26 protein-coding genes are annotated in these 22833 nt (G+C 61.4%); 7 read left to right on the forward strand and 19 right to left on the reverse strand.

Features of this window, described 5'->3' with window-relative positions:
• Positions 1 to 64 precede the first annotated feature (64 nt).
• Positions 65 to 1465 carry a conjugal transfer protein TraH gene (locus tag OOT33_RS16485; RefSeq protein WP_037515325.1) on the forward strand — a complete coding sequence of 467 codons (1401 nt, stop codon included), beginning with the start codon at positions 65 to 67 and terminating at the stop codon, positions 1463 to 1465.
• 29 nt (positions 1466 to 1494) lie between these two features.
• Positions 1495 to 4302, forward strand: a complete 2808-nt coding sequence (locus tag OOT33_RS16490; RefSeq protein WP_017184763.1) for a conjugal transfer protein TraG N-terminal domain-containing protein — start codon at positions 1495 to 1497, stop codon at positions 4300 to 4302.
• A gap of 3 nt (positions 4303 to 4305) precedes the next feature.
• Here the strand turns inward: OOT33_RS16490 and OOT33_RS16495 are convergent, their stop codons facing one another.
• On the reverse strand, positions 4306 to 4515 hold the full coding sequence (locus OOT33_RS16495) for a hypothetical protein (RefSeq protein ID WP_017184762.1): 210 nt from the start codon (positions 4513 to 4515) through the stop codon (positions 4306 to 4308).
• Between the two features lie 115 nt (positions 4516 to 4630).
• Here OOT33_RS16495 and OOT33_RS16500 point away from each other — a divergent pair, with 115 nt between their 5' ends.
• Positions 4631 to 5806 carry an AAA family ATPase gene (locus tag OOT33_RS16500; protein ID WP_026002697.1) on the forward strand — a complete coding sequence of 392 codons (1176 nt, stop codon included), beginning with the start codon at positions 4631 to 4633 and terminating at the stop codon, positions 5804 to 5806.
• Between the two features lie 42 nt (positions 5807 to 5848).
• Here the strand turns inward: OOT33_RS16500 and soxR are convergent, their stop codons facing one another.
• The 7 genes from soxR to OOT33_RS16535 all read right to left on the reverse strand — a co-directional run bounded on the left by soxR (position 5849) and on the right by OOT33_RS16535 (position 10458).
• The gene (gene soxR / locus OOT33_RS16505) at positions 5849 to 6418 is read right to left on the reverse strand and encodes a redox-sensitive transcriptional activator SoxR (protein ID WP_081095122.1); all 570 of its coding nucleotides are present in this window, start codon (positions 6416 to 6418) and stop codon (positions 5849 to 5851) included.
• 167 nt (positions 6419 to 6585) lie between these two features.
• On the reverse strand, positions 6586 to 6786 hold the full coding sequence (locus tag OOT33_RS16510; protein WP_017184759.1) for a hypothetical protein: 201 nt from the start codon (positions 6784 to 6786) through the stop codon (positions 6586 to 6588).
• Positions 6787 to 6935: 149 nt separating this feature from the next.
• A complete protein-coding gene (locus OOT33_RS16515; protein WP_017184758.1) occupies positions 6936 to 7211 on the reverse strand; it encodes an HU family DNA-binding protein in 276 nt (91 codons plus the stop codon).
• Positions 7212 to 7589: 378 nt separating this feature from the next.
• Positions 7590 to 8654, reverse strand: coding sequence for a PIN domain-containing protein (locus OOT33_RS16520; protein WP_011950412.1), 1065 nt, complete (start codon positions 8652 to 8654; stop codon positions 7590 to 7592).
• A 99-nt stretch (positions 8655 to 8753) separates the two neighbouring features.
• Positions 8754 to 9728 (reverse strand): CBASS cGAMP-activated phospholipase, encoded by a 975-nt coding sequence (locus OOT33_RS16525; RefSeq protein WP_011950413.1) that lies wholly within the window; start codon positions 9726 to 9728, stop codon positions 8754 to 8756.
• Position 9729: 1 nt separating this feature from the next.
• Positions 9730 to 10149, reverse strand: coding sequence for a hypothetical protein (locus OOT33_RS16530; protein ID WP_011950414.1), 420 nt, complete (start codon positions 10147 to 10149; stop codon positions 9730 to 9732).
• A gap of 6 nt (positions 10150 to 10155) precedes the next feature.
• Positions 10156 to 10458, reverse strand: coding sequence for a hypothetical protein (locus tag OOT33_RS16535; protein ID WP_156842021.1), 303 nt, complete (start codon positions 10456 to 10458; stop codon positions 10156 to 10158).
• 320 nt (positions 10459 to 10778) lie between these two features.
• On the opposite strand from OOT33_RS16535, the gene OOT33_RS16540 reads away from it, so the two are divergent.
• On the forward strand, positions 10779 to 11393 hold the full coding sequence (locus OOT33_RS16540; protein ID WP_017184756.1) for a hypothetical protein: 615 nt from the start codon (positions 10779 to 10781) through the stop codon (positions 11391 to 11393).
• Between the two features lie 72 nt (positions 11394 to 11465).
• A complete protein-coding gene (locus OOT33_RS16545) occupies positions 11466 to 11774 on the forward strand; it encodes a hypothetical protein (RefSeq protein ID WP_011950416.1) in 309 nt (102 codons plus the stop codon).
• Here OOT33_RS16545 and OOT33_RS16550 read toward each other — a convergent pair.
• The 4 genes from OOT33_RS16550 to OOT33_RS16565 form a co-directional block, all read right to left on the reverse strand.
• On the reverse strand, positions 11771 to 12445 hold the full coding sequence (locus OOT33_RS16550; protein ID WP_011950417.1) for a nucleotidyl transferase AbiEii/AbiGii toxin family protein: 675 nt from the start codon (positions 12443 to 12445) through the stop codon (positions 11771 to 11773). The genes OOT33_RS16545 and OOT33_RS16550 overlap by 4 nt on opposite strands.
• 3 nt (positions 12446 to 12448) lie before the next feature.
• Positions 12449 to 12691, reverse strand: coding sequence for a hypothetical protein (locus OOT33_RS16555; RefSeq protein WP_242496070.1), 243 nt, complete (start codon positions 12689 to 12691; stop codon positions 12449 to 12451).
• 324 nt (positions 12692 to 13015) lie between these two features.
• Positions 13016 to 13750, reverse strand: coding sequence for a hypothetical protein (locus OOT33_RS16560; RefSeq protein ID WP_011950419.1), 735 nt, complete (start codon positions 13748 to 13750; stop codon positions 13016 to 13018).
• Positions 13751 to 13756: 6 nt separating this feature from the next.
• Positions 13757 to 13927 carry a hypothetical protein gene (locus OOT33_RS16565; protein ID WP_017184755.1) on the reverse strand — a complete coding sequence of 57 codons (171 nt, stop codon included), beginning with the start codon at positions 13925 to 13927 and terminating at the stop codon, positions 13757 to 13759.
• A 57-nt stretch (positions 13928 to 13984) separates the two neighbouring features.
• Here OOT33_RS16565 and OOT33_RS16570 point away from each other — a divergent pair, with 57 nt between their 5' ends.
• Positions 13985 to 15154: a tyrosine-type recombinase/integrase gene (locus tag OOT33_RS16570; protein WP_017184754.1), complete on the forward strand. Its 1170-nt coding sequence runs from the start codon at positions 13985 to 13987 to the stop codon at positions 15152 to 15154.
• Between the two features lie 70 nt (positions 15155 to 15224).
• On the opposite strand, the gene lpdA is transcribed toward OOT33_RS16570, so the two are convergent.
• From lpdA to pdhA, 4 genes are read right to left on the reverse strand one after another with little or no spacing between them, the layout of a single operon-like run.
• Positions 15225 to 16622 carry a dihydrolipoyl dehydrogenase gene (lpdA, locus tag OOT33_RS16575; RefSeq protein ID WP_011950421.1) on the reverse strand — a complete coding sequence of 466 codons (1398 nt, stop codon included), beginning with the start codon at positions 16620 to 16622 and terminating at the stop codon, positions 15225 to 15227.
• Positions 16623 to 16642: 20 nt separating this feature from the next.
• Positions 16643 to 17905 carry a pyruvate dehydrogenase complex dihydrolipoamide acetyltransferase gene (locus tag OOT33_RS16580; protein ID WP_011950422.1) on the reverse strand — a complete coding sequence of 421 codons (1263 nt, stop codon included), beginning with the start codon at positions 17903 to 17905 and terminating at the stop codon, positions 16643 to 16645.
• A 19-nt stretch (positions 17906 to 17924) separates the two neighbouring features.
• Entirely contained in the window at positions 17925 to 19295 is a 1371-nt protein-coding gene (locus OOT33_RS16585) for a pyruvate dehydrogenase complex E1 component subunit beta (RefSeq protein WP_011950423.1), read from the reverse strand.
• Positions 19295 to 20377, reverse strand: coding sequence for a pyruvate dehydrogenase (acetyl-transferring) E1 component subunit alpha (gene pdhA, locus OOT33_RS16590; protein WP_011950424.1), 1083 nt, complete (start codon positions 20375 to 20377; stop codon positions 19295 to 19297). Before pdhA ends, OOT33_RS16585 begins: the two co-directional genes overlap by 1 nt.
• A 106-nt stretch (positions 20378 to 20483) precedes the next feature.
• Between pdhA and OOT33_RS16595 the strand changes: the two genes are divergently transcribed.
• Positions 20484 to 21389, forward strand: a complete 906-nt coding sequence (locus tag OOT33_RS16595) for a LysR family transcriptional regulator (RefSeq protein WP_226952286.1) — start codon at positions 20484 to 20486, stop codon at positions 21387 to 21389.
• Between the two features lie 37 nt (positions 21390 to 21426).
• Here OOT33_RS16595 and OOT33_RS16600 read toward each other — a convergent pair whose 3' ends face one another.
• Genes OOT33_RS16600 through OOT33_RS16610 form a run of 3 tightly spaced genes read right to left on the reverse strand, consistent with a single transcriptional unit; the run spans position 21427 to position 22815 of the window.
• Positions 21427 to 22086 (reverse strand): hypothetical protein, encoded by a 660-nt coding sequence (locus OOT33_RS16600; RefSeq protein ID WP_011950426.1) that lies wholly within the window; start codon positions 22084 to 22086, stop codon positions 21427 to 21429.
• A gap of 5 nt (positions 22087 to 22091) precedes the next feature.
• Positions 22092 to 22601 carry a DUF2726 domain-containing protein gene (locus OOT33_RS16605; RefSeq protein WP_011950427.1) on the reverse strand — a complete coding sequence of 170 codons (510 nt, stop codon included), beginning with the start codon at positions 22599 to 22601 and terminating at the stop codon, positions 22092 to 22094.
• 13 nt (positions 22602 to 22614) lie between these two features.
• Positions 22615 to 22815 (reverse strand): hypothetical protein, encoded by a 201-nt coding sequence (locus tag OOT33_RS16610; RefSeq protein ID WP_011950428.1) that lies wholly within the window; start codon positions 22813 to 22815, stop codon positions 22615 to 22617.
• Positions 22816 to 22833: the final 18 nt, after the last annotated feature.

Raw genomic sequence — 22833 nt, forward strand, 5'->3', positions numbered from 1 at the left:
GGGACAGGATCATCGCAAAGGGCGCGCCCGCCGCTTCTTCCGCTCGGCCGCCGGCTCGATGGCCATGATGGCCGCGCTCAATTTTTCCATCGTCGGGGTCGCGCGCGCCGACGTCGCGTCCGAGATGAACAACTTCTTCTCCGACGCGGGCGGCGCTGCCAACGTGACCGGCCCCTCGGCCTATCAGGGTCAGTCGGCCGGCTATTACTCTCTCGGCAATGTCTGGACGCGTTTCCCGCAGAAGAGCGTGCAGCCGTTCAATCTTCAGCTTCCGAGCGCCCGTGCGGGCTGCGGCGGCATCGACCTGTTTTCTGGAAGCTTCTCCTTCATCAATGCGTCCGAGATCGTGGCGATGCTGAAGGCGACGGCCAACAACGCGCTTGGGTTCGCCTTCAAGCTGGCCATCGATTCCGTCTCGCCCGAGATCGGTAAGGTCATGGACGAGTTCAGCCAGAAGGCGCAGCTCCTCAACCAGATGAACATCTCCAGCTGCGAGACCGCTCAGGCGCTGGTCGGCGGAATCTGGCCCCAGATGGATTCGACCCGGGCGACCATTTGCGAGGCGGTCGGCAACAGCCAGGGCGTCTTTTCCGACTGGGCCGCCTCGCGTCAGGGCTGCAACAACGGCAATCGGCGGGATTCGACAATCGCCGGGAACACCGATGCGTCGATGAAGGACCAGCTGGTCGGCGAACCGCACAACTATACCTGGGAGGCGCTGAAGAAGTCCGCCAAGTTCGGGGCGTTCGACCAGTCCTTCTCCGAATATATCATGACGCTCGTTGGTACGGTCGTGACGACGCCGTCGACGGACCCGAGCGTTGGCGGCAAGGTGGTGATGTTCGGTCCGGCGGAAGACGCCGTCGTCACTGCGCTGCTCGACGGCACGGCGGACGCGCCGCCGGTCAAGATGCTGAAGTGCAACGACGAGAATTGCTACGATGTCGGCGAACAGACCCTGTCGGTCCCGGCATCGTCGGCGCTGCGCCCGCGGATCGCCACGATGATCAAGTCGATGAGCGACAAGATCCGGTCGGACACGCCGCTCAACGCCGCCGAAAAGCAGCTCCTCAACCTCGCGACCGTGCCGATCTACAAGATCCTCGCCGTGCAGGCCTATGCCCACTATGCGCTGACCGACGGCGAGATCCAGACGCTGTCCGAGATTGTGGCCGTCGACCTGCTCTCTGCCATGCTCGACAATATGCTGGACCGGGTCGAGCAGGCGAAGGTTCACTACCAGACCTTCGACCAGGAGACCGCGACGCAGTGGAAGCAACAGATCGCGGCCACGCGCGCCAAGTTCAGCCAGCGGGATGTCCGTCTCAACAACAAACTGCAGGTGACGATGCAGATCATCAACCGCAGCATCATGCTGGAGTCTACCCTGCAGAACTCGATGACGCCGGGGATGGCGTCCGCGCTCAACTTCTCGCGCGGGCTGAACGCCCAAGGTCTGAATTAGTGCGGCTGAACTGAAGCGGGAGCGCGTCGATGCTGGAGGTCTTCACGGTCGGGGGCGGCGAGTATCTCGTAAACGTGTTCAACGCCGTCGCTGCCTGGTCAGGGGGAGGGGGCTACCGCTCGCTCCTGCGGGTCGTGATGGTGATGGGCCTCATCTACTCGCTGCTCGTTGTCGCCTTCACGCTTAACTACAAGGCGTGGATGAACTGGTTCCTCCAGGCGACGGCGATCTATCTTTGCCTGATGGTGCCCACGGTGAGCATCAAGGTGACCGACCGGATCAACCCGAGCCTCGCGCCATCGACTATCGACAATGTGCCGATGGGCCTGGGTGTGCTGGCGAGCTTTACGACGCAGGTCGGGGATTGGCTGACGCGGACGGCCGAGACGGTGTTCGTCATGCCCAGCGAGCTCAATTATTCGAGCAATGGCATGGTCTATGGCGCGCGCCTGTTCGACGCGACCCGCAATTTCGTTGTTCGCGACGCGGAGTTCTCGACCAACCTCGAAAACCATTTCAAGAACTGCGTGTTCGGCGACGTGATGCTCTATCAGAAGTCGCTCACGAACCTCGCCAAGGCGCCCGACCTGTGGGCCGCGATCGGGCCGGGCTCGGAAGCGCGCTCGCAGGAATGGCTGGAGCGCCAGGGCGACGGCACCGTTCAGAACTTCATCATCACCTGCCGCCAGGCCTACCAGGCGCTCGACGCGCAATGGGCGCCGATGATCGAGGCCAATGCTCCGATCTGGGGTAAGGAGGTCTATCCCAGGCTCAGCAACGCCCTGGCCGCCGACAAGCTCAAGCATGACGTGCCGATCGCGAACACGGCGTTCACCGGATCGGGGAGCAATTTCACCGAAACGATGCGGCAGAACACAGCGATCAACGCCTTCATGCAAGCACGCAACAGCATGGCTGGTGGGGCAGGCGCGGCCGCGATAGACACCTTCGCCCAGACGCGCGCCGACATCCAGGCGCGCAACACCTATAATTCGATTGCCCAGCAGGCGATGGCCTGGGTGCCGATCCTCAACATCGTCCTGACCGTCGTCTTCTTCGCGATGTTCCCAGTCATCTTCCCGCTGTTCCTCATGCCCCAGACGGGGGTTGGCACGCTCAAGGGCTATGCCATGGGCTTCTTCTACCTGGCTGCCTGGGGCCCGCTCTATGTCATCCTCCACATGATCTGCATGACAAGGGCGGAATCCGCGGCGAACGGCGTGGCCGGGGGAGGCGTGACGCTTGGAAGTTATGCCGGCATCGGCGCGGTCAACGGCGAGACGGCGACGATCGCCGGCTTCATGCTGATGAGCGTGCCTTTCCTCGCGGCCGGTCTTGCTCGCGGCGCGATGTCGATTGCTGGCCAGTCCATGTCGATGCTGGCGCCGGCGCAGAACGCGGCGGAGGCCGCCGCGCTCGAGCAGACCACCGGAAACTACTCCTATGGCAATGTGAGCTGGGCGAACTCGACTTCGAATATGCGGCAGGCCGATCAGTGGACCACGGCGCCGAGCTATATGAGCGGCGCCCCGAGCATGGGCTGGCGCCAGGATAATGGCGCGATGATCAACGGCTTTGGCAATGGTCAGGACGTCTTCGACACGTCGGGGGCCATTTCGCGCCTCGGCTTCACCCCTACCATGACGACCGGGTCGGTCGCGGAATGGCGGGAGATGGCGAGCGAGGCGCACCGACAGTCGCAGGCTTATGAGAATGCCGCGGCCGAGGTCCTGACCGCTACGCATGCCAACCGCAGTGCATTCGGCACCTCGACCGAGCGGTCGTCCGGCTGGGATTCGAGCAGCGGCCGGCAGGCGAACACGTCCGTCGATCAATTCGACCGGCGGACCGGGAGCAGCACGCAGGGTCTGGAGGAACGGGATACGATCTCTCAAGGTCAGCGAATATCTCAGGGCCATGATCGTCAGGCGCAGACGAGCGACCAGATCTCCGGGGTGGTGTCCGCAGGAACGGGACGGCAGACGGCTGGAGGGTCGGGCGGTCGCGGAGGAATTTTGGGCCGCCTTCCCGGCATTGGCGGCAGCGTATCGAAATCAGGGTCTCAGACAGATGCGCTAAGGCATGCGACTGACGAAACCCGCGGCAGCGACAGCGCCAACACATCCTCGAGTGGCGTGCGTGACGAACATTCGAGCGGAAGCGGCGCCTCGATGTCCGATGGGACCTATTCGCGCAGCGGTAGCTTCAGCCGGGCATCCGCCACATCATCGGCGTCGGCGAGTACGGAGGATTCTCTGGCGCTGGCAAAGTCGTACTCTGAGACGGCCCGGCGCCTTGAGGAGCTTTCCCAGCAGCTGTCACGCGACGCCAGCTATGCCGAGACGCATGGCATGCAGCTCAGCGAGAATCTGAGCCAGGATCTTGCGCAATGGTATCGCCGCCAACAGGTCGAAAATCCGGGGCTTGACGCGCCCGAGCTTTGGGCAACCGATCTCACAGACCAGCAGCGGCTTGTGCGCCAGGAGATGATCACGCGCTGGATGCATGACAAGCAGGATGGCATCCGGGCGGAGATTGCGGGGCGCCTCCACGATCCGGACCTGGTCGATGTCAATCGGCCGAGCGTGGGGAACGAGGCGGATGTCAGGGCCTCCTACCGGCCGCATGGTCCTGGGCGGCTGCCCGCCGGTCCTGGCGGCGGCGGGGATGTCGGCGCCGCTGCGATCATCGAGGCCGGCAAGGCAGAGCTGGGGGGCGACCGCGCTGCGGCGCAGACGATGCGAGGGCAGCGGGTTCAAGGGGCCGCTGATCTTGAGCAGGAGGTGAACCGCGACCACGATCGCGGATTCTTCCAAGACCCCAAGCTTCGCGAATAGAGCTTAGAGGATGTAGAACATCGCTCCCACGAGGCCGGCCATGCAAACGTAGGCGAGGGCGTAGCCTATTAGACCGCCACGAGTGGGGTTCCCGTTTTCGTCGGTGATCATTTCGATCTCAGGAATCTCTTCCTCGACAATCGCGTAGATGGGACCGCCGGACAAATCCTTCGTTCGATTATATGTGTCGAGGTCGAATTTTGGGAAGCGCATGCTTTCTCCTGTGACGGAGAATAGCGGTTGGGGCGCTTTTCCGCAACCCTTGAGACGCGACTTATAGCGAGATTATCAAGTTTACAAAAAAACGATAAACCACCATAACCTCGCTATGGATGCTCGTCGTAACCCCTTCGCGCCTGGCGCCGGCACTCGCCCTCCAGAGTTGGCGGGGCGAGATGCGTTGCTTGAACGCAACGCGGTCGCGCTCGACCGAATCCGCGCGGGGCGCGCGGCACGCCCGAGCGTCCTCTATGGACTGCGCGGTGTAGGCAAGACCGTTCTGCTCACGACGATGCGTGACGCAGCCGAGGGGGAGGGCATGGCTATCGTCGCCATCGAGGCTCCCGAGAACCGTTCGCTCCCCGGCATCCTCGTGCCTGCCCTTCGGGCGACGCTGCTGAGGCTCGATCGCATGAAGCAAGCTTCGGACGGCGTTAAGCGCGCGCTTCGCGCGCTGGCCGGGTTCGCAAAGCTCAAGGTCAAATATGACGATCTCGAAGTGGGACTCGATTTCGACGTCGAGCCGGGCCTGGCCGACAGCGGCGACCTTGAAGCTGATCTCGCCGATCTGTTGGTTGCAATCGGCGAGGCGGCGCGAGAGAAGGGGTCAGCTGTGGTACTCGTCATCGACGAGCTCCAATATGTGCCTGAAGAGCAATTGGCCGCATTGATCAGTGCGCTCCACCGGGCCAGCCAGAAGCAGCTTCCCATTACAATGATCGCCGCTGGCTTGCCGCAACTCGTTGGGCAGATGGGCCGGGCCAAGTCCTATGCGGAGCGACTTTTCGAGTTCGTCTCCGTCGGACCGCTCGATGATCACGCCGCGCGCGATGCCATTCGGCTTCCAATCGAGCGGGAAGGCGAAGCTGTCGATGATGCGGCGTTGGACGCGATCTGCGAGCAGACCCAAGGTTACCCTTATTTCCTCCAGGAGTGGGGAAAGCATAGCTGGGATGCAGCTGAGGCGTCGCCGATCACCCAAGACGATGTTGCGGCGGCAACGCGTAGCGCGCTCGCGGAACTTGACGCCAGCTTTTTCCGCGTTCGGTTCGATCGTCTGACCCCTGCCGAGAAGCGCTATCTGCGCGCCATGGCCACTTTGGGCACTGGACCGCACAGGTCGGGAGATGTTGCCGATGCCTTGCACGTGAAGGTTTCAAGCGTGGCGCCGACGCGAAACAGCCTGATCGCGAAAGGAATGCTCTATAGTCCCGCGCATGGAGATACAGCGTTCACCGTGCCCCTGTTCGATGCATTCATGCGAAGAGTGATGCCGGAAGGATGATTTTTGAAGCACCGCCCCGAACGACCGGGGAAGGGCACCAAGCTATGAGTCATCGTTCCCTTTTGTGTCTTGGTTAACGTCAAGAGTGGATTTGACCGCCGCCAAGGAGCGACGTTTGGTGCGAAAATGAACGGGGCTATCTTCATCATCACGAGGTTCACGAGCGAAATTCACCAAGAGGAGCTGAGGGCCTGACCCAACTGCGCCCAACCTGTCTTCGGGGTTTCGCAAGGGGCAGTCGGTGAGGGACATACAGCCGCATCCAATGCAGGTTTCGAGGCGGTCACGCAGCCTCATGAGACTAGCTATCCGCTCGTTCAATAGCGTACTCCACTCGGCACTGAGCCGACGCCAATCCGTTGACGTAACCGGCCCCTCTGGAATCCGGTCAAGAAAATCCTTTAGTTCGGAGAGCGAAAGCCCGACATATTGGGCGGTTCTGATAATGGCGATCCGTCTCAATACGGATCGAGGATACCGCCTTTGATTGCCGGCTGTGCGCTCGCCCTTGATGAGGCCTTTCGCCTCGTAGAAATGGATCGTCGAAACCGCGACTCCGCTACGTTGCGCGATGGCGCCAACAGATAGAGGACGTGTTTTGTCAACAGTCATTGCAAAGACTCGTTACCAAATGTCGGTGCTAGAGCACCGGCAAACTACTTCAGGACTCAGGATGTGGTCATTTCTCGACCGCGCAGACCAAGCCCGTGCCGTGCATCCGCCCCTACATCTACGACGGCGACTATAATCCGGTGCGAGGCGTTTGGTCACTCCCGGCTTTACGGTATCGACGTGCCCGAATTCAGCACTTGCTCTGCGTGCGGGACAATCCCTACGATAGCCGCGAGAATTTGCGTACCTTGCTCGCGAGGGGCAATGTCATGTACCGCCAGCTCGACATCGACCGCTACGAACGACCAATCCTGCAATGCTGGAACATGGATGGCGATCTGTCGTGTCAGCAGGTCCAGGCAGGTCACGCCGTTCGCCGATACAGGCCGTTGCAATGTTCTTCCCGGAGATTATCGCGTCGTTCGATCATTAAAGCCGCGAGTGGCGGTCTTGCGGGAAGCCTCTTGCGGGGAAGGGGGACGCCTCGATCTCTTGGTATCGAGGCGTCAAGCCCGCTTTAGCTGTTGAGCCGGTCCTTGACGGCCTTCGCCACGCTGAAGGAGAGTTTTTTCGACGCTGCGATCTTGATGGTTTCGCCGGTGGCCGGGTTCCGGCCTTCGCGGGCGAGAACGTCCTTGACCTTGAACTTGCCGAAGCCGTTGAGGCTCACCTCTTCGCCTTTGGCGGCGGCGTCAGCTATTGCGGCGAAGACGAGATCGACCGCCTTGCGGGCATCAGCCTTGGTGGCCCCGGTCGCACCGGCGAGATGATCGGCAAGGTCGCTATTGTTCATCATGCTGTTCCTTCTGCAATTTTTCGGGATTCCTCTAATAGTGGCGAGGAGCGTGCGGCGCTATCTCAATGCTCGACCTTATTGAAGGATTCCGGCTTATTGGCCGGACAGGCCATGAGCGATAGTTTTTGCCGGCACCTAGTGGCAAACGCCGGTATCAGGCGTGTCCATAGTTGCGAATTTCGCAGTTGCAATATTCTATGATGCAATGCACAAGAGACGGGCCTTTCAGGCATCCTCTCCCAACTATCAAGCCGCCTCCTTGTGGGCGGCTTTTTTCTACCCGAAACAGAGTCGCCGACTCGACCTGAACGATGTGATCCGGCTGACCATGTCGCAGAACTGCTTCTCGACCTCGAATCGTCTCATCCACGGACCCTATTTGTACATGTCGGGTGGATAGAGCGTCACATACTGAAAATCGCTGTTGCGAAACCGCAAGGCTTCAATCTCCTCGGGATTGCCTGCCTCGTCGACCGCGATCGACATGGCGACGTCGATGGTAAGCTCGATCTCGGTCTCCCCGCTCTCATCCTCGAACGGGATAAGCACCTTGTCCTCGGAATCATACATCGCTTCATCCCAGTTGGGATGAGTGAAAGACACCAATGCTGCGACCTCGATCGTGCCGACCACAAGGATTGATTTACCTGCCTCACTTGGTTTGAAGGCGGTGAGTTTTTTCACTTCGACCGAATTGACGGTGATCTCGTCGATCTCCGCATCCATGACGTCGCTACTGTGCAGTCCCCAATTCGTAAGTTCCTGACTGACGAGGTCGACGATCTGTTCCTCCTGCGTCTCCAGGAAGGGATCGAGTTGCGGCGCGGCCATCTCGAGGCCAAGCGCCGCGAACAGTTCGGGCAACGACTTCACCAGCGAAATATGCTTCGCAGACCCGACCGGGCCATCAAAGTCGCCATCGTTCGAAACGATGATCACCGGGCTATTTCTCGACGCCTCCTTCTTGAGGCACTCGAAGGCAAAGGCGTCGGGGAACTGGTCCTTCTTGCCGTCGCCTGAGAAGAAACCTTCCCCTGCCGCATAGGCGCTGAACACTGCCGACGGCTTCACCTCGTCGATCTGGAGCGTCTTGGCCTCCAGCGCATCGAACATCTGCGTAGTCGACTCATCGTAGATCGATTTCAGCTTTGCGCGAAGCTCCGGCCGCTTGAGCGCGGGAAGCGCAACGCCGGTCGCTCCCTCGACAATCTTCCGGAAATGCGGCTGGCTGATCTCCTTGATCGCGTCGAAATCACTCTGGATGTACTTTTTGGCAACCTCGGTGATGGTGAGATCGGTGGTCAACACCGTTATCAGACCGGCATCGACAAGATCGACGACACGGGCGATTTCAGGCCCGCCTGGTGGTTTGCCGGCACTGATGACGATGTTCGCATCCAGGAAGACCTTCGGCGTTCTTTTGGTCGTTTTCTTCGCCATCGTCAGAGTAGATCCGTGTTGAGGTCATGTTGGGCAGATGCTTGACGGACAGGCAGCATTTTCTGGAACGTAAGGCTTGGTCAGTCCGCCACCCGTCCCCTATCGAAGCATCGCTTTGAACGTGCTGCTCGCCGAGGCTCCCGCATAGGCGTCGCGCGCGAGCTGTCCCAGGATCTCGGCCGCTTTGTCGGTTGCCCGATCGAGCGCAAGTTCCTTCTGCTGCTGGAGCGAAGGCACCCTATCGATGCGGACGTAGCTCGAGCCCAGGACGGACTGCACGAGGTCGAGCGACAGGCTCTCCTGCGCCTTCATCGTCCTCGACACGAGCTCGTCTTTTGCGATCAGCATCACACCGCCGCGGCGCCTGGGCGCACGCGGCACATCCCATCGCAGCTCTCCTGCGGTCCCGACGCTGATGAGGTCGATTTCCTGGGGCGTGCGCCCATAGCGCCCAAGCGCCCGCATCAGGGCGATACTATCCGGAGCGTTCGCGATCAGTCCGCCGTCGACATAGGAATGCCCGTCGATCACATGGTCGGGGAAATAGGTTGGCGCCGCGGAGGTGGCGAGGGCAATGTCCCGTAGCGAGGTTCCTTCGAGCTTCGGTGACATGCCAGTGGTTTCGTATATTGCCGGCGCCCAGGCGCCGAAATCGACCGCGGTCACGATCAGGGGTGTCTTCAGGCCGGACAGGGGCGTCTTTCCCGCTTCGCCAAGAACGGCGTCGATCGTCTGCGCGAGGCCAGCCGCGTCATAGCGCGAGCGCGCCAGCCCCCAGCGACCGAGTAAACCCCGCTTCGGGAAGATCGCCTGGCCGTGCTTCTCAAACGCGGCGCCGATCACGGCTGGGCGAATGCCTTGGGCCAGGCCGATGGCCACGATGCCGCCGATCGAAGTGCCGGCGATGATATCGAAATGGTCTTTGATCGGCTTTCCGATCGTCCGCTCGATCTGTTCGAGGATCCGAACGGTAAAGAGGCCACGATACCCACCTCCGGTCAGCGCCAGAATGCGGAACCGTTTGGCCGGCTGCGCGCGCGCACCTTCCCTGATCCCGACGTCGCTCTCGGTCATATCAAGGGTTCACCACCGTCAGCCCGCTGACGCCGCTATGGTAGGGCTGCGGATAGTCGACGAAGACAAGATTGGTAGCGAGAGCCGAGGCAACGACCATCGTCGTCGCCTCGCTGACCGGGATCACGGCACCGGCCGGGTTGGTGGCGATCAGCTTCTGAGCCCGCAGACCAGGCCACAGCATGGCGGCCTTTTCGTCGAACGGCACGATATTATCGAAGCTGCGCACCATGCCGACATAGCCGCGCAGCGCATCGCGGTGGCCTTGGCGTTCACCCGCCGGGCTTTGCTCGATGGCCAGCAGCGCCTGCCCGAGGGAAACCGCGCTCAGGTGGATCTCTCGGGCAGGCAGCGCATCGATCGAGGCCGGCGCCTGACCCGTGATCCGGTCAAGCAGGCATTGGGTCGAAAGAAGATACATGGCCGCTTAGGCGCTGGCCTGCTGCCAGGAAGCTTCTCCGGATCGGACAGTGAATTCCTGGCTGCTGTCGTCGTCGCTCTCGACATGGACGAGCTTTCCGCGTGACGGCTGGAACTGCGTGGCGGCAAGAAATTCTCCGGCGGAAATACCGCCAGCGGCTGCCTTAATGACATTCGCCAAAGCCGCAACCGAGAGGATCACGGTCTGCTCTCCCTTGTCTTTGCCGACAAGCTGAACCGATCCGTCACGCGCACGCGCAAGCAGCTTGGTGAAGCTGTCACGCGCGGCGCGAATGGTGATAGTGGCCATCGGAGCCCGACCTTCGAGCAGTTTGCCGAGTTCAACCTCTAGCTGATGCTCTGGAAGGGAGCAGATCCTCTCGATTCCGGCTAGAAGCTGCACGTCCATACCAACCAACCTTCGCTGCCAATGACGATGGTTATAGGGCGTGGCCACAAAATGTCAATGATTGTGGCCACGGGGCAGATGCATCGATCAATGACGGCTGCGTCACTTTACCCTTCAGGTACCGGTCGGGTAAAGTGACACGGATGGCAAAACGTCTTTCGGTCGTTTCTGTGAGCGATTGGGGGATTCACAAGAGTCGTGCTTTGTGCTTGATTCGTTCCATGCTTCAGTTCGATCTCTTCGCGCCATCGATCCCAACCCCGGCGCCAGCACCAGTAGTTGGCCTGCCGGATATCGTGCGCATCATCGCGGAGCACTCGGGTCGGCCGCGCTACACCTTCATGGTGCTCGATCTCATCGCCAGGGCCGCCCGGACGAACGGGGAGGCGGGGCCTCTGGTTCGAGAAGGCGAGGTTCTGGTGCCCATCCGCGAATGGCTGGCCGCGGCGATTGCGCCGAGCGGCGCGCGTCACCACCAGCGCCGGGCCACCGCCGATAAGGTCCGGGCTGCGCTCGCAGCCAAAGGAGAATTGCCGGGCGATCCGGTGGAGGCCGCGCGCCGCGTCGACGCGGAACTCAGCGAGCGCATCCGCGAAACCGGCATGACGGCGATCAGCCGGGCGGTGTCGGAGTTGGTGAAGGCAGGACTGATCAGACGGCATTACCAGGGCTTTTTCGTGGACCATGAGAACCGCGGTGCGCAGCGTCATGCGGTCTATACGGTCACGGATGCGGTCCGCGCCGCGCTTCAGCCGAGCATCGTGACCAGCGAAAACCGGCGGCAGCCTTATGTACGAGGCGCACACGCTCAGCCTCGAGCGGCTGCGGCGCGGTAGGATCGCAGCTTCACATTTCTCGGCGACGATCGGTTCCTGCTGGTCTCTCCAAGCGCATTCAATGGGCTTGGCGTGTGCACGACCCAGCTCCACAACGAGCCCGTGGTCTATAATCGCAAACGCCATGGCCGGTTCAAACTGGATGGCCGGATGTACGATTTCCGGATGCGGCCGTCGGTGCCCAGGCGGCTGTCCAAGGAAGTCCTGCTTGTCGACCTCCTCCATAACATCGACAGGCTGCCCGAGGACAAGGTGGCCATCCTGCCGCGTGCGCTTGCCAAGGCAGGGGAGATGAATAGCGCGCAGCTCGCGCGTGCGGTGAAGGAATACGGTTCGGCTCGTGCCGAACGGCTCCTCGCGCCCGTGCTGCGACCGTCTTAATCGGAAAGTGAAGCCCCTAAAATTCGGTGCGTAATCGCCTGCGCCTCTGCGACCAGATGGCTGTTCTTTTCCCTGTACAGCAGCTGGCCAATCACCGTCTCGACAGCCTTCGGGTTGACCTTCTCGACGACTTCCAGCGCCTTGCGGCATCGCTCATGGCCGCATTCACGCAATGCTGACACGACATAGTCGTCACCATGGTGCTCGGCGATGGCAGCAAGATCGAACATGTCGCGTGGCTGCAAGTTCCAGCCCCGGAAGTAAACTTTCTTCGCTGCAATCTCGGCCGGAGTTTCAAGGTCGACCGTCCGCCCCCTCACATCGTGGCGCTCACTGGAAACATCGAGGATGGCGGACGAACAAATGAAGTCGATCTCACCCAGTTCGTCAAAGGCGAGTTTGAGCGCCTGCGTCCCGTCGCTCTTATATTCGTCCGGCCGACGGGTCATTGCGAAATCCTGGATCTCTGGATTGAGAAAAGGCAGGATTTGCGGATCATCAAGGAAGATATCGATGTCGTGGCTTTCACGATGATCGATCTGGAGCATGAGCGCCGTCCCGCCGCCGAAGCTCCACGAGGGCACGAAGCCGACGTTCTCCTCGAATTGGGCGAAGATTTCCATCGCAAGATCGAACAGGACCGGCCACTGGCTTGGGCCGCGCTCGACCATGCGTTACGCCGCCAGCGGGAGCGCGTAGCCCGAGAGGTGGGAGAACTGGTCGGCGACCGCGCAGACCTTGTCGGCGTCGACACCCATTTCCTCGACGAACTGCAGCTGCAGAGCCGGGCTTACTTCCGAGAAGAAGGAAAACACGGGCGCGTTGAAATCGCTCGCGCTCTTTGGGTCGGCGATCAGCGCAGCGAGTTGATGCGCGGAAAGGTTCGCCCCATAAGGAGCGTTCACCGTCGCCAACACCAAGCTTACCGCCTTTGCCATTTCTAACCTGTACCATGATCTCGTGGATCGTTCAGCGCATATAGCGCTTCGGCGTTATCAAAACAAGAACGGCGCCAATCCGCTATCCGGCCAGGCGGGATGTGCAAGGCCGATTCTCCGCGTAAACCGCCCTCCCCGCGTGATTTTCTCACTTACCATAATGGGAGATTATGGTAAGTACAGGGCTGCTGGAACGGCAGGGAAGGGCAAATTTTGCGGATGATGACGAACGGGGAAAAACCATGCGGCACAGATGTGTCGCGCCTTGTGCCGCATGTTTTGAGCAGAACGCCGCCGCTCGCCTCAGTCAGCGCCGATCTCGGGAACCTCGAACAGTTCGATTGCGAAATCGGCGATCTGGTCGGCGGCAAGATGCATCATGGCGATCGGCGCGCTGTCCATGTCGACCCGCTCGATCTTGTCGTCCGTCATCCGGACAATGAAGCGATCGCACTGCTCGAGCACCACCATGCGGATTCCGTCGTCATCGTCGAGCGTCAGGCGCCGGATGCTGCCTTCATAGGCGACCCAGGCACCGTTGTGGCCGCTCGTCGTGCGCACATAACCGACCGCGACATGGCCACCGGCCTCGACCTTCTCGACGATCGGCAGGAGCCATCCGAAGCGCAAGGGCGCGGTTCGGGTCGTAATCGGCTTGGCGCGCGCCATTCTCTCGCAGACCCAGCCGGTCCCAAAGGAAAGCGCCAGGCAGAACAGCAGTTCCAGTTCGATTGCGAGCGCGGAAAGCCCCGATGGGACCTGGCCGGACAGAAGTGCCTTGTAGGGATTGGGATCATAGGGAAGCGAGATCAGCGGCTTCCACGCCGCTATCGCTTCGTTGAAGGCAAAAATTCCCGCCCCGGCGGTGTGCGCAGCGAGCGCCAGCAGCACAATCAGGAAAATGGTGAGATTGGAATTGGGCCGGTCGGGCCGCGGCGACACAAAATCACTCGCCTCGCCAATACGAAGACCGAAATAACCCGCAAACCCGGGAAGCAGAAGAACCAGAGCGCCAAGCAGCGCGTAGCCGAATGTCATTCGAGATCAGGCCGTCTTGGCGAGCTTCTTGGCCTTTTCAGCACGAATCTTCGCCCGATCGATGACATAGACGCCATCGCGCTGGACGGCCGCCTCGCGTGCCTTCTTCCAGCTGCCGAAGGTTTCGCGGACCTCCCGGCCAAGGGCCAGAGCTTTTGCCGAGTTGAGCTGCATCATATCCTCCGGGAAGACATATAGCGAACGATGACCGAGAGTTCCACCAAATCCTCCCCCATGGAAATCATCGTCGTCAGGACGAACGACACTGCTCTGCCGACACGATCGCGCAAGACAGACGCCGAATCCGTCGATGTGCGGCTGCTGCGCACGATCGGGGAAATCATTCCGACCGATCTACCGCCGATCAGTCAGCTCGGTCTCGAGACGACCCTGGCGGCGATGGCCGACGCGACGAAGGCGGCGATAGCCGCCGATCTCGACTGCTGGCGCGACTGGTGCGGTGAAGAAGGCCGCAGGCCATTGCCAGCCGATCCCGAAGATATGGTGCGCTATGTAAACGCGCTGGACGCCAAAGGCAGGAAGCCCGCGACGCTGGCGCGGCGCATCGCCAGCATCGCCTCGGTCCACCGCATGCTGGGCTTGGCCTCGCCCGCCGCGCCGACCGACGCCCCGATGGTTCGCGCCGCGCTGAAGGCCATCCGCCGGCAGAGAGGCGCACTTCAGCGTCAGGCTGCGCCTCTGCGGTTAGGCAAGGCGCTGGATCACCACGCCGCCAAAGGCTTCACCCTGGCTGCGCTACTCGAAGCGTGTGGCGGCGATCTTCAGGGGTTACGGGACGCGGCGTTGCTTTCGCTCGGCTATGACGCAGGGCTCCGGGTCAGCGAGCTCACTAGGGTTGAAGCCACGCATATCGATGCGCAGGACGACGGCTCGGCGACCTTGTTCATCCCCTTCTCCAAAACCGACCAGGAGCAGGAAGGCGCGTGGGCGTGGCTGTCGGCCGAGACGATGCGCAGGGTCGCCTTGTGGCAGGCCGAAAGCGCGATCGAGGACGGGCTGCTGTTTCGCAGGGTTGGTGTCTATCGCCGGCGCGCGCGCGGCTCCGATCCGGAAACGGCACTGGCCCGAACGACCTACACCATCGGCAAGGAGGCCCTCAGTCGGCAGGGGGTCAATGGGATCTACAGGCGCGTGGCGAGTGCCGCCTACGAAATGGGGCTGGTCAACCTGAGCGCCAGCAAGCTGGCCGATGCGGTTCAGGCGCTGTCCACACATTCGCTGCGCGTTGGCCTGACCCAGGACCTCTTCGCCGCCGGAGAGGACGGAGCCGGCATTGCGCAGGCGCTGCGATGGAGTTCACCGACAACCGCGCTACGTTACGGTAGAAAGCTCGCGGTGCGAAGCAATGTCGCCGCACGGGTTCTTTCAAGAGTACGTAGCTGACCTTGACGCCTCGCCGCTCGTGGTTCGGCAGCAGAAGGAGGCATGATCTCTCCCAAATATGGAAGATAGCCTAAATATGGACTGCGCGCCCGAAGGCAGCAAGCACGCTTTCATGCATCGTTTCGGAAATGGTCGGATGCGGAAAAACCGTTTCCATCAGCTCCGCCTCGGTTGTTTCCAGTGTACGACCGATGGTGAAGCCGTGGATCATTTCGGTCACCTCCGGGCCGACCATGTGTGCGCCCAGCAGCTCGCCAGTTTGGGCATCAAATACCGTCTTGACGAAGCCTTCTGGCTCGCCGAGCGCGATAGCCTTGCCATTGCCGATGAAGGGAAAGGTGCCAATCCTCACTTCGTGACCTGCTTCCCTCGCATTTGTTTCGGTGAGGCCGACACTAGCGATCTGCGGGTGGCAATAGGTGCAGCCGGGAATGTTCCTGGGGTCCATTGCGTGCGGATGCTGACCCGCTATGGTTTCTGCCGCGATAACACCTTCATGGCTGGCCTTGTGCGCTAGCCAAGGCGGCGCCGTGGCGTCTCCGATCGCCCAGATTCCCTCGACATTGGTGCGGCATGCGCCATCGGTAACAATGTGGCCACGCTCCGTTTTCACACCCAGTGCCTCAAGCCCAACGGTTTCGGTGTTTGGGACGATCCCGATTGCCACGATGACATGGCTGTATTCGTCCGAAACAAGTTTGCCATCCCGGGCTTTGATCGCGACTGTTACGCCGGTGGCACCGATATCGAGCTTTTGGACACCTGCACCCGTCAAGATCTTCATGCCCTGCTTCACCAACGCTTTTTCCAGGAAGGTCGAGACATCTGCATCCTCGACCGGAACGATCCTGTCCAGCATCTCGACGACTGTCACTTCCGCGCCCATGTCGTTGTAAAAGCTGGCGAACTCGATGCCGATCGCGCCCGAGCCGATAACAAGCAGCTTGTTCGGCATTTCCGGCGGGTTCATCGCGTGGCGATAGGTCCAGACGCGCTTTCCATCGGCTTTCGGGAACGGCAGATCGCGAGCACGCGCGCCCGTGGCGATGATAATATTCTTCGCGGTCAACTCACTGGTCTTACCATCCGGCGCTGTGACAGAAAGCCTCCCTTTGCCGGTGAGCTTCCCCTCACCCATATAAACGGCGATCCCGTTCTTCTTCATCAGGTGCGAGACACCCTGATTAAGCTGCCTGGCAACGCCGCGTGAGCGCTTCACCACTGCATCCAGATCGGCGGTTATCTTCTCCGCGACCAGGCCATAATCCTTGGCATGCCGCATGTAGCGAAAAACCTCCGCCGAGCGCAGCAACGCCTTGGTGGGTATGCAACCCCAGTTGAGGCAGACACCGCCTAGATTCTCGCGCTCGACAATCGCCGTGTTCAACTTGAGCTGAGCGGCGCGGATCGCGGCGACATAGCCGCCGGGGCCTGAGCCAAGGACAATCACGTCGTAACTATCAGCCATGTTCGGAAATTCCTTGAGATTCAGGCCAACAGTGTCAGCGGCTTCTCAACGATGCGCTTGAAAGCGGCCATCAGTTGCGCACCGTCCGCCCCATCGATCGCGCGGTGATCGAAGCTGCCGGTTACCGACATCACCGTGGCAACGGTCAGCGCATTGTTCACTACATAAGGCCGCTTTTCGCCCGCGCCGATCGCCATGATCATGGCCTGGGGCGGGTTAATGACAGCCTCGAACTGCTTGATGCCGAACATGCCCATGTTCGACAGGCTGGCGGTGCCGCCCTGATATTCATGCGGCTGCAATTTACCGTTGCGCGCGCGCTCCGCCCTATCCTTCATCTCGCTGGAGATTGCGGCAACGCCCTTGGCGTTCGCGCCCGCGATGATCGGCGTGATCAGGCCGCCGGGGATCGATACCGCCACCGAAATATCGACGCGGCTGAACCGCAGCAGATTGTCGCCGGCAAACTGCACATTGCAGCTGGGCACTTCGATAAGGGCGGCCGCCAAGGCCTTGACCAGCAGATCGTTGACCGAGAGCTTGACACCGCGTTCGGCAAGCCCGTCGTTGAGATCGGCCCGAAGCTTCAGCAATGGATCGAGGTGGATATCGGCCGTGAGGTAGATGTGCGGAACCTGCTGCTTCGATTCGGTGAGCCGTCGGGCAATGACTTTCCGCATGTTTGACAGCTTGACGACTTCGTGTGGAATGTCGGGTTCGATCGACGGTACTGCGGCGGCAAACGCCGCGGGGACCCCCGGAGCGACGGCCGGCATCGAGGCAGGCGTCGCGCCATCAATGTCAACCTTGACGATGCGGCCATTAGGCCCGGAGCCTCTTATCGTAGAAAGATCGATGGCGCTTGCCTCCGCCAGACGACGGGCAAGCGGGCTGGCCTTGATACGGCTGGCACCAATTGCGGGTGCGGCTGACGACGCGACAGGAACAGCGGCGGGAATGGATGTAGCGACCTTGTCGGCAATCTCGGGGGCCGGCAGAAGCGCGGGAACAGCCCCTTCCCCGATAGCGGTGATATCCTCGCCTTCGGCGGCAAGCATGGCGACGACGGTCCCGACCTTCACGCCTTCTGTACCTTCGGGGATGAGGATTTTCGCGATAATGCCTTCGTCCACCGCCTCGAATTCCATCGTCGCCTTGTCGGTTTCGATTTCGGCCAGCAGGTCGCCAGACTTCACCACATCGCCCTCCTTCACCAGCCATTTGGCGAGCGAACCCTCCTCCATCGTGGGAGACAACGCGGGCATCTTGAGTTCAATCGGCATTTTCGAAACTCCGCAGGCGTCAGCGATAACGGACGCGCTTGACCGCCGCGACCACGTCATCCGCCTTGATGAGCGCGGCCTTTTCCAGATTCGCGGCATACGGCAGCGGCACGTCCTTGTTGGTGACGCGGAGCACCGGGGCGTCGAGGTCGTCGAAGCCTTCCTGCATGGCGATGGCGATGATCTCCGAGGAGATGGAGCAGACCGGCCAGCCTTCCTCCACCACCACCATCCTGTTGGTCTTGGCGAGCGACTTCAGCACGGTTTCCTTATCGAGCGGGCGGAGCGTGCGCAGGTCGATCACCTCCGCGTCAACACCTTCATCTGCCAGCTTGTCGGCGGCTTCCAGCGCGACACCGACACCAATGGAGTAGCTCACCAGGGTCACGTCACGCCCCGCGCGGGCGATGCGGGCCTTGCCAATCGGCAGGACATGATCGTCCAGCTTCGGCACGTCGAAGCTCTGGCCGTAGAGCAACTCGTTTTCCAGGAACACGACCGGATCGGGCGAGCGGATCGCGGCCTTCAGCAGCCCCTTGGCGTCGGCGGCCGAGTAAGGCGCGATCACGATCAGGCCAGGAACGGCAGCATACCAGGGCCCGTAATTCTGGCTGTGCTGGGCGCCGACGCGGCTGGCGGCGCCGTTGGGGCCGCGGAACACCACCGGGCAGCGCATCTGGCCGCCGGACATATAGTTGGTCTTGGCCGCCGAGTTGATGATGTGGTCGATCGCCTGCATGGCGAAGTTGAAGGTCATAAACTCGACGATCGGCTTCAAGCCGCCCATCGCCGCGCCTGTGCCTATGCCGGCAAAACCATACTCGGTGATCGGGGTGTCGATGACGCGGCGATCGCCGAACTCTTCCAGCAGGCCCTGCGTCACCTTGTAGGCGCCCTGATATTGCGCCACTTCCTCGCCCATCACGAAGACGCGGTCGTCGGCGCGCATCTCCTCGGCCATGGCGTCGCGCAACGCCTCGCGCACCGTGGTCTTCACGATCTCGGTGCCGGCGGGAATATCGGGATCGGCAACCGCCGCGCGGGGCGCAGGCGCCGCAACCGGCTGCGGGGCCGGCTCCGCCGCCTTGGGCGCGGGTGCCTCGACCTTGGGAGCGGGGGCGGCGGCTTGGACCGTCACGGCGCTTTCACCCTCGCCAGCGATCAGCGCGATCACCGCGCCCACTTTCACGCCGTCGGTGCCTTCAGGAATGACGATCTTGGCGATGATGCCCTCGTCCACTGCCTCGAATTCCATCGTCGCCTTGTCGGTCTCGATCTCCGCGAGGATGTCGCCGGATTTCACCGCATCGCCTTCCTTGACGAGCCACTTTGCGAGCGTACCCTCCTCCATGGTGGGAGAAAGCGCCGGCATCTTCAGTTCAATCGCCATCAATATTGCCCCACCAGCACATCGGTATAGAGTTCGGCAAGCTCGGGCTCCGGGGCCTGCTCGGCGAAGTCGGCGGCTTCCTGAACGATCTGGCGGATCTCCTTCTCCAGCGCCTTCAACTCATCCTCGGTGACGCCGGCCGCCTCCAACTCCTGCTTGAGATGCTCGATGGCATCGGACTTGTCGCGGACCGCCTGCACTTCCTCGCGCGAGCGGTACTTGGCCGGATCGGACATGGAATGGCCCCGATAGCGGTAGGTCTTCAATTCCAGGAGGATCGGCCCCTTGCCGGACAGCACCCACTGCCGGGCTTCCTCAGCAGCGCCACGGACAGCGAGCACGTCCATGCCGTCCACCTGGATGCCGGGGATGCGGAAGCTCTCGCCGCGCCGATAGAGTTGGTCCTCGGCCGACGCGCGGTTGACGCTGGTTCCCATGGCGTACTGGTTGTTCTCGATCACGAAAATCACCGGCAGCTTCCACAGCTCCGCCATGTTGAAGCTTTCGTAGACCTGTCCCTGATTGGCCGCGCCGTCGCCGAAATAGGTGAGGCAGACGCCGCCATCATCCGCATATTTATGCTTGAAGGCTAGGCCCGTGCCCAGCCCCACCTGCGCGCCGACGATGCCGTGGCCGCCATAGAAGCCATGATCGACCGAGAACATGTGCATCGACCCGCCCTTGCCGCGTGAAATGCCCGCAGCGCGGCCGGTCAGCTCTGCCATGATGACCTTGGGATCGATCCCGTAGGCCAGCATGTGGCCGTGGTCGCGATAGCCGGTGATGACGCTGTCCTTGCCCACCCTCATAGCCGATTGCAGGCCGACGGCGACGGCCTCCTGCCCGATATAAAGATGGCAGAAGCCGCCGATCATGCCGAAGCCGTAAAGCTGGCCGGCCTTTTCCTCGAAACGGCGGATCAGCAGCATCTGGCGGTAGAGTTCCAGCATCTCCGCATTGGTCGCCTGATAGCGGACGGGCTCGGCCGGACGTTCGCGATTGGAGGCGGATCCAGATGAAACCGAAGCCCGCCTTGCCGGCCCGGCTCGGCTCTCTGCCTTCACATGCTGCTCTTTGGCCACGAACCCTTCCCTTCCCCTGCCTGCTGCGCTTTCGGGGTCTGGCCATGAGATAAATGTCACATCAGTTCAAATCATAGTTCATTCGATGTATGTATAACCAATGGTGATGAATCGGATCGCGCTCTACCATCTGGAAACCCTGCTTTGGATCAACCGCCTTGGCTCGTTCAGCGCGGCAGCGAATCGCCTCAACACCACGCAACCGGGCATTTCCGCGCGAATACGCGAACTTGAGAATCACCTGGGAATTCCGTTGTTCGCGCGACAAGGGCGTAACATGATCCTGTCTGTCCAGGGCCGTGAACTGGTGCGCCGATGCGAGCAGGTGTGGCCGTCGCTTCAACAGGCCCTGCTCAATCCGGTGGACCTCAGCAGCGTGGCCGGCATCGTCCGTATCGGATCGGGTGAAATTGCGGCCGCCAGTTGCCTGTCCGCTTTCGTGAATGCGATCCGTCAGGAGATGCCAGGGCTTTCACTGGAGATCGAAATCGACCTGACATCGAAACTGATCGATGGACTTCTAAGTGGCGCGGCCGATCTGGTTTTCGCGATCGGTCCCGTTGAAATGCCCGGCATCAAGACGCGGCGGATCGGCGAGGTCGAGTTGATATGGCTCGCGTCTCCCAGCCTCGCGAACATGCTGGAGCAGCGACTCGTGCCCCCAAAAGACCTGCTGTTCTGGTCATTGGCACGAAGCTCCCCCATGCATGCGATCATGCATGATGCCTTGGGTGGACTGGGATATCATGACGGGAAGATAAACACCTGCAACGACCTGCATTCTCTGATCGATATCATCGTGTCCAGCGGCGGCGTAAGCTTGTTTCCTCTCAACATGGTGGGAGAGAAGATATCTAGTGGCGAGATCGTTCGCGTTTTCGATCAGTCACCGCCTCCTATTCTGTTGCAGGCAGCGATCCGATCTGCTGAGAAGGACCCGATCATTCTTCATATCTTCGAAATTGCCCATGCGCTGAAAACCGAAGAGGTATCGGCGCCCGCCGCTCGATAGGACCGGGTCTTCGGCCGCGCTTCCGCATGATCGTTCGTTACAGGGGCGCTGGACCGCGCCAGTTGGGCCGTGTCGGCAATGTGCCGTTCGGACGCCTGTGCAGGTCGATGCCATTGCCCCGTTGTCTGGTGAACACCATCAGCGGCACGACGGCGTCATAGGTCGTTGACGAACCGAAAAAGTCCACCGGGCCGTGCCAACGCTGCCCTTCCGCCACTTTCATCCGATAGGTTCCAGGTGGAACCGCGATTATCGCCCGATCGTTCTTGCGGACATAGACCGAGATCACATGCCGCCCGCTTTGAGGGTCGAAGAGCTGAACGACGGCGTTCGCATCGGAGGTCGTGACTGCCATCCGCGATGTCGCCCCGGCCGGATCCAATGCGGGGTTGACCGTCACGCTGCCCGTTTCGGGGAAGGGTAATCCGGGTTCACTATCCGCCAGCCAGCCTTCCCGCTTCAGCGAATGCCACACCGGGATAGCGATGAGAAACAGGCTCAACGCGAGCGACATCCAGCGCAGCATCCCGCCGGCATTACCGCGCGATCCCCTCAACCGGCCGCGCTGATAATCGAAACCGCGGTTGACGGGATCGAACCAGGCGCCCTCGACGCGCCCGGCCCGATCGTTCCATCGGGTTCCCTTCGCGCGCGCGCGATAGCGCTCGCGCATATAGTCGCGATCTTTGAGCCCCATGCCGGTTATCCCTGATATGCGGCGCTCGCCGCACCGTCGCGAAGGTCACCCACGAAACCGAGCACCGTCTGTACCGTGGGGCTTGCACCAGCGGGGATCCGCAATGTGTGATAGCCGGCCCGGGCGGTCATCGCGTCACGCTCCCGATCCTTGCCGGGATCGTGCGAACGATCGTCGATCTCGATCAAGGCGACCACCCTTCCCGTCGTGGGATCCTCGACCACAAAGTCGATGATCTTTCGCTGGAAGCGATTCCAGTCCGCTGGGGTCGGCCGCCGGCCCGGCACCGATGGAACCTTGAGGAGGGCTCCCATCGAGACCTGGGCATGGAGGCGGTACATGGGCAGGATGTGCTCGAGCGCGGCCAGCATGGCTTGCTCGCGCTGCGTCATGAATGGCCGCGCCACTGGGTCGAGCGGTTTCTGTGGAGTGAAGCCTCGGGACATTTTCGACCAGCCAAGCGCGACGATGACGCCCACCAGCAGAAGCGAGGCGAGAAATTCAAATGTGCTCATTGTAGCCCTCCGTTCAGCCCCAGCCGTCCCGGCGACCTTCGCCATTGTCGCGCAGCTTACGGCCATCGAGGGCCGACCGGCGGATGTTGAGTTCGACCTCCTCACCCTTGCGGGTCAGCTGGACATCACGCGGATCGATGTTGTTGCGCTTCGCATAGTCTTCGGCTGCCCGTTCGCTCCCGAACTTGCCAGCCTCATCGAATTCCCAACCCATCGTTCGTCTCCTTCTCTT

The sequence above is a fragment of the Sphingobium sp. DEHP117 genome, assembly GCF_030867385.1.
Classification (GTDB): domain Bacteria; phylum Pseudomonadota; class Alphaproteobacteria; order Sphingomonadales; family Sphingomonadaceae; genus Sphingobium.

What these genes read in the sequence shown, in the direction of transcription:
- OOT33_RS16485 (WP_037515325.1), top strand. Translation starts at nt 65, where the DNA reads ATGATGGCCGCGCTCAATTTTTCCATCGTCGGGGTCGCGCGCGCCGAC.
- OOT33_RS16490 (WP_017184763.1), top strand. Translation starts at nt 1,495, where the DNA reads ATGCTGGAGGTCTTCACGGTCGGGGGCGGCGAGTATCTCGTAAACGTG.
- OOT33_RS16495 (WP_017184762.1), bottom strand. Translation starts at nt 4,515, where the DNA reads ATGCGCTTCCCAAAATTCGACCTCGACACATATAATCGAACGAAGGAT.
- OOT33_RS16500 (WP_026002697.1), top strand. Translation starts at nt 4,631, where the DNA reads ATGGATGCTCGTCGTAACCCCTTCGCGCCTGGCGCCGGCACTCGCCCT.
- soxR (WP_081095122.1), bottom strand. Translation starts at nt 6,418, where the DNA reads ATGACTGTTGACAAAACACGTCCTCTATCTGTTGGCGCCATCGCGCAA.
- OOT33_RS16515 (WP_017184758.1), bottom strand. Translation starts at nt 7,211, where the DNA reads ATGAACAATAGCGACCTTGCCGATCATCTCGCCGGTGCGACCGGGGCC.
- OOT33_RS16520 (WP_011950412.1), bottom strand. Translation starts at nt 8,654, where the DNA reads ATGGCGAAGAAAACGACCAAAAGAACGCCGAAGGTCTTCCTGGATGCG.
- OOT33_RS16525 (WP_011950413.1), bottom strand. Translation starts at nt 9,728, where the DNA reads ATGACCGAGAGCGACGTCGGGATCAGGGAAGGTGCGCGCGCGCAGCCG.
- OOT33_RS16530 (WP_011950414.1), bottom strand. Translation starts at nt 10,149, where the DNA reads ATGTATCTTCTTTCGACCCAATGCCTGCTTGACCGGATCACGGGTCAG.
- OOT33_RS16535 (WP_156842021.1), bottom strand. Translation starts at nt 10,458, where the DNA reads ATGGCCACTATCACCATTCGCGCCGCGCGTGACAGCTTCACCAAGCTG.
- OOT33_RS16540 (WP_017184756.1), top strand. Translation starts at nt 10,779, where the DNA reads ATGCTTCAGTTCGATCTCTTCGCGCCATCGATCCCAACCCCGGCGCCA.
- OOT33_RS16550 (WP_011950417.1), bottom strand. Translation starts at nt 12,445, where the DNA reads ATGGTCGAGCGCGGCCCAAGCCAGTGGCCGGTCCTGTTCGATCTTGCG.
- OOT33_RS16560 (WP_011950419.1), bottom strand. Translation starts at nt 13,750, where the DNA reads ATGACATTCGGCTACGCGCTGCTTGGCGCTCTGGTTCTTCTGCTTCCC.
- OOT33_RS16565 (WP_017184755.1), bottom strand. Translation starts at nt 13,927, where the DNA reads ATGATGCAGCTCAACTCGGCAAAAGCTCTGGCCCTTGGCCGGGAGGTC.
- OOT33_RS16570 (WP_017184754.1), top strand. Translation starts at nt 13,985, where the DNA reads ATGGAAATCATCGTCGTCAGGACGAACGACACTGCTCTGCCGACACGA.
- lpdA (WP_011950421.1), bottom strand. Translation starts at nt 16,622, where the DNA reads ATGGCTGATAGTTACGACGTGATTGTCCTTGGCTCAGGCCCCGGCGGC.
- OOT33_RS16580 (WP_011950422.1), bottom strand. Translation starts at nt 17,905, where the DNA reads ATGCCGATTGAACTCAAGATGCCCGCGTTGTCTCCCACGATGGAGGAG.
- OOT33_RS16585 (WP_011950423.1), bottom strand. Translation starts at nt 19,295, where the DNA reads ATGGCGATTGAACTGAAGATGCCGGCGCTTTCTCCCACCATGGAGGAG.
- OOT33_RS16595 (WP_226952286.1), top strand. Translation starts at nt 20,484, where the DNA reads ATGAATCGGATCGCGCTCTACCATCTGGAAACCCTGCTTTGGATCAAC.
- OOT33_RS16600 (WP_011950426.1), bottom strand. Translation starts at nt 22,086, where the DNA reads ATGGGGCTCAAAGATCGCGACTATATGCGCGAGCGCTATCGCGCGCGC.
- OOT33_RS16605 (WP_011950427.1), bottom strand. Translation starts at nt 22,601, where the DNA reads ATGAGCACATTTGAATTTCTCGCCTCGCTTCTGCTGGTGGGCGTCATC.
- OOT33_RS16610 (WP_011950428.1), bottom strand. Translation starts at nt 22,815, where the DNA reads ATGGGTTGGGAATTCGATGAGGCTGGCAAGTTCGGGAGCGAACGGGCA.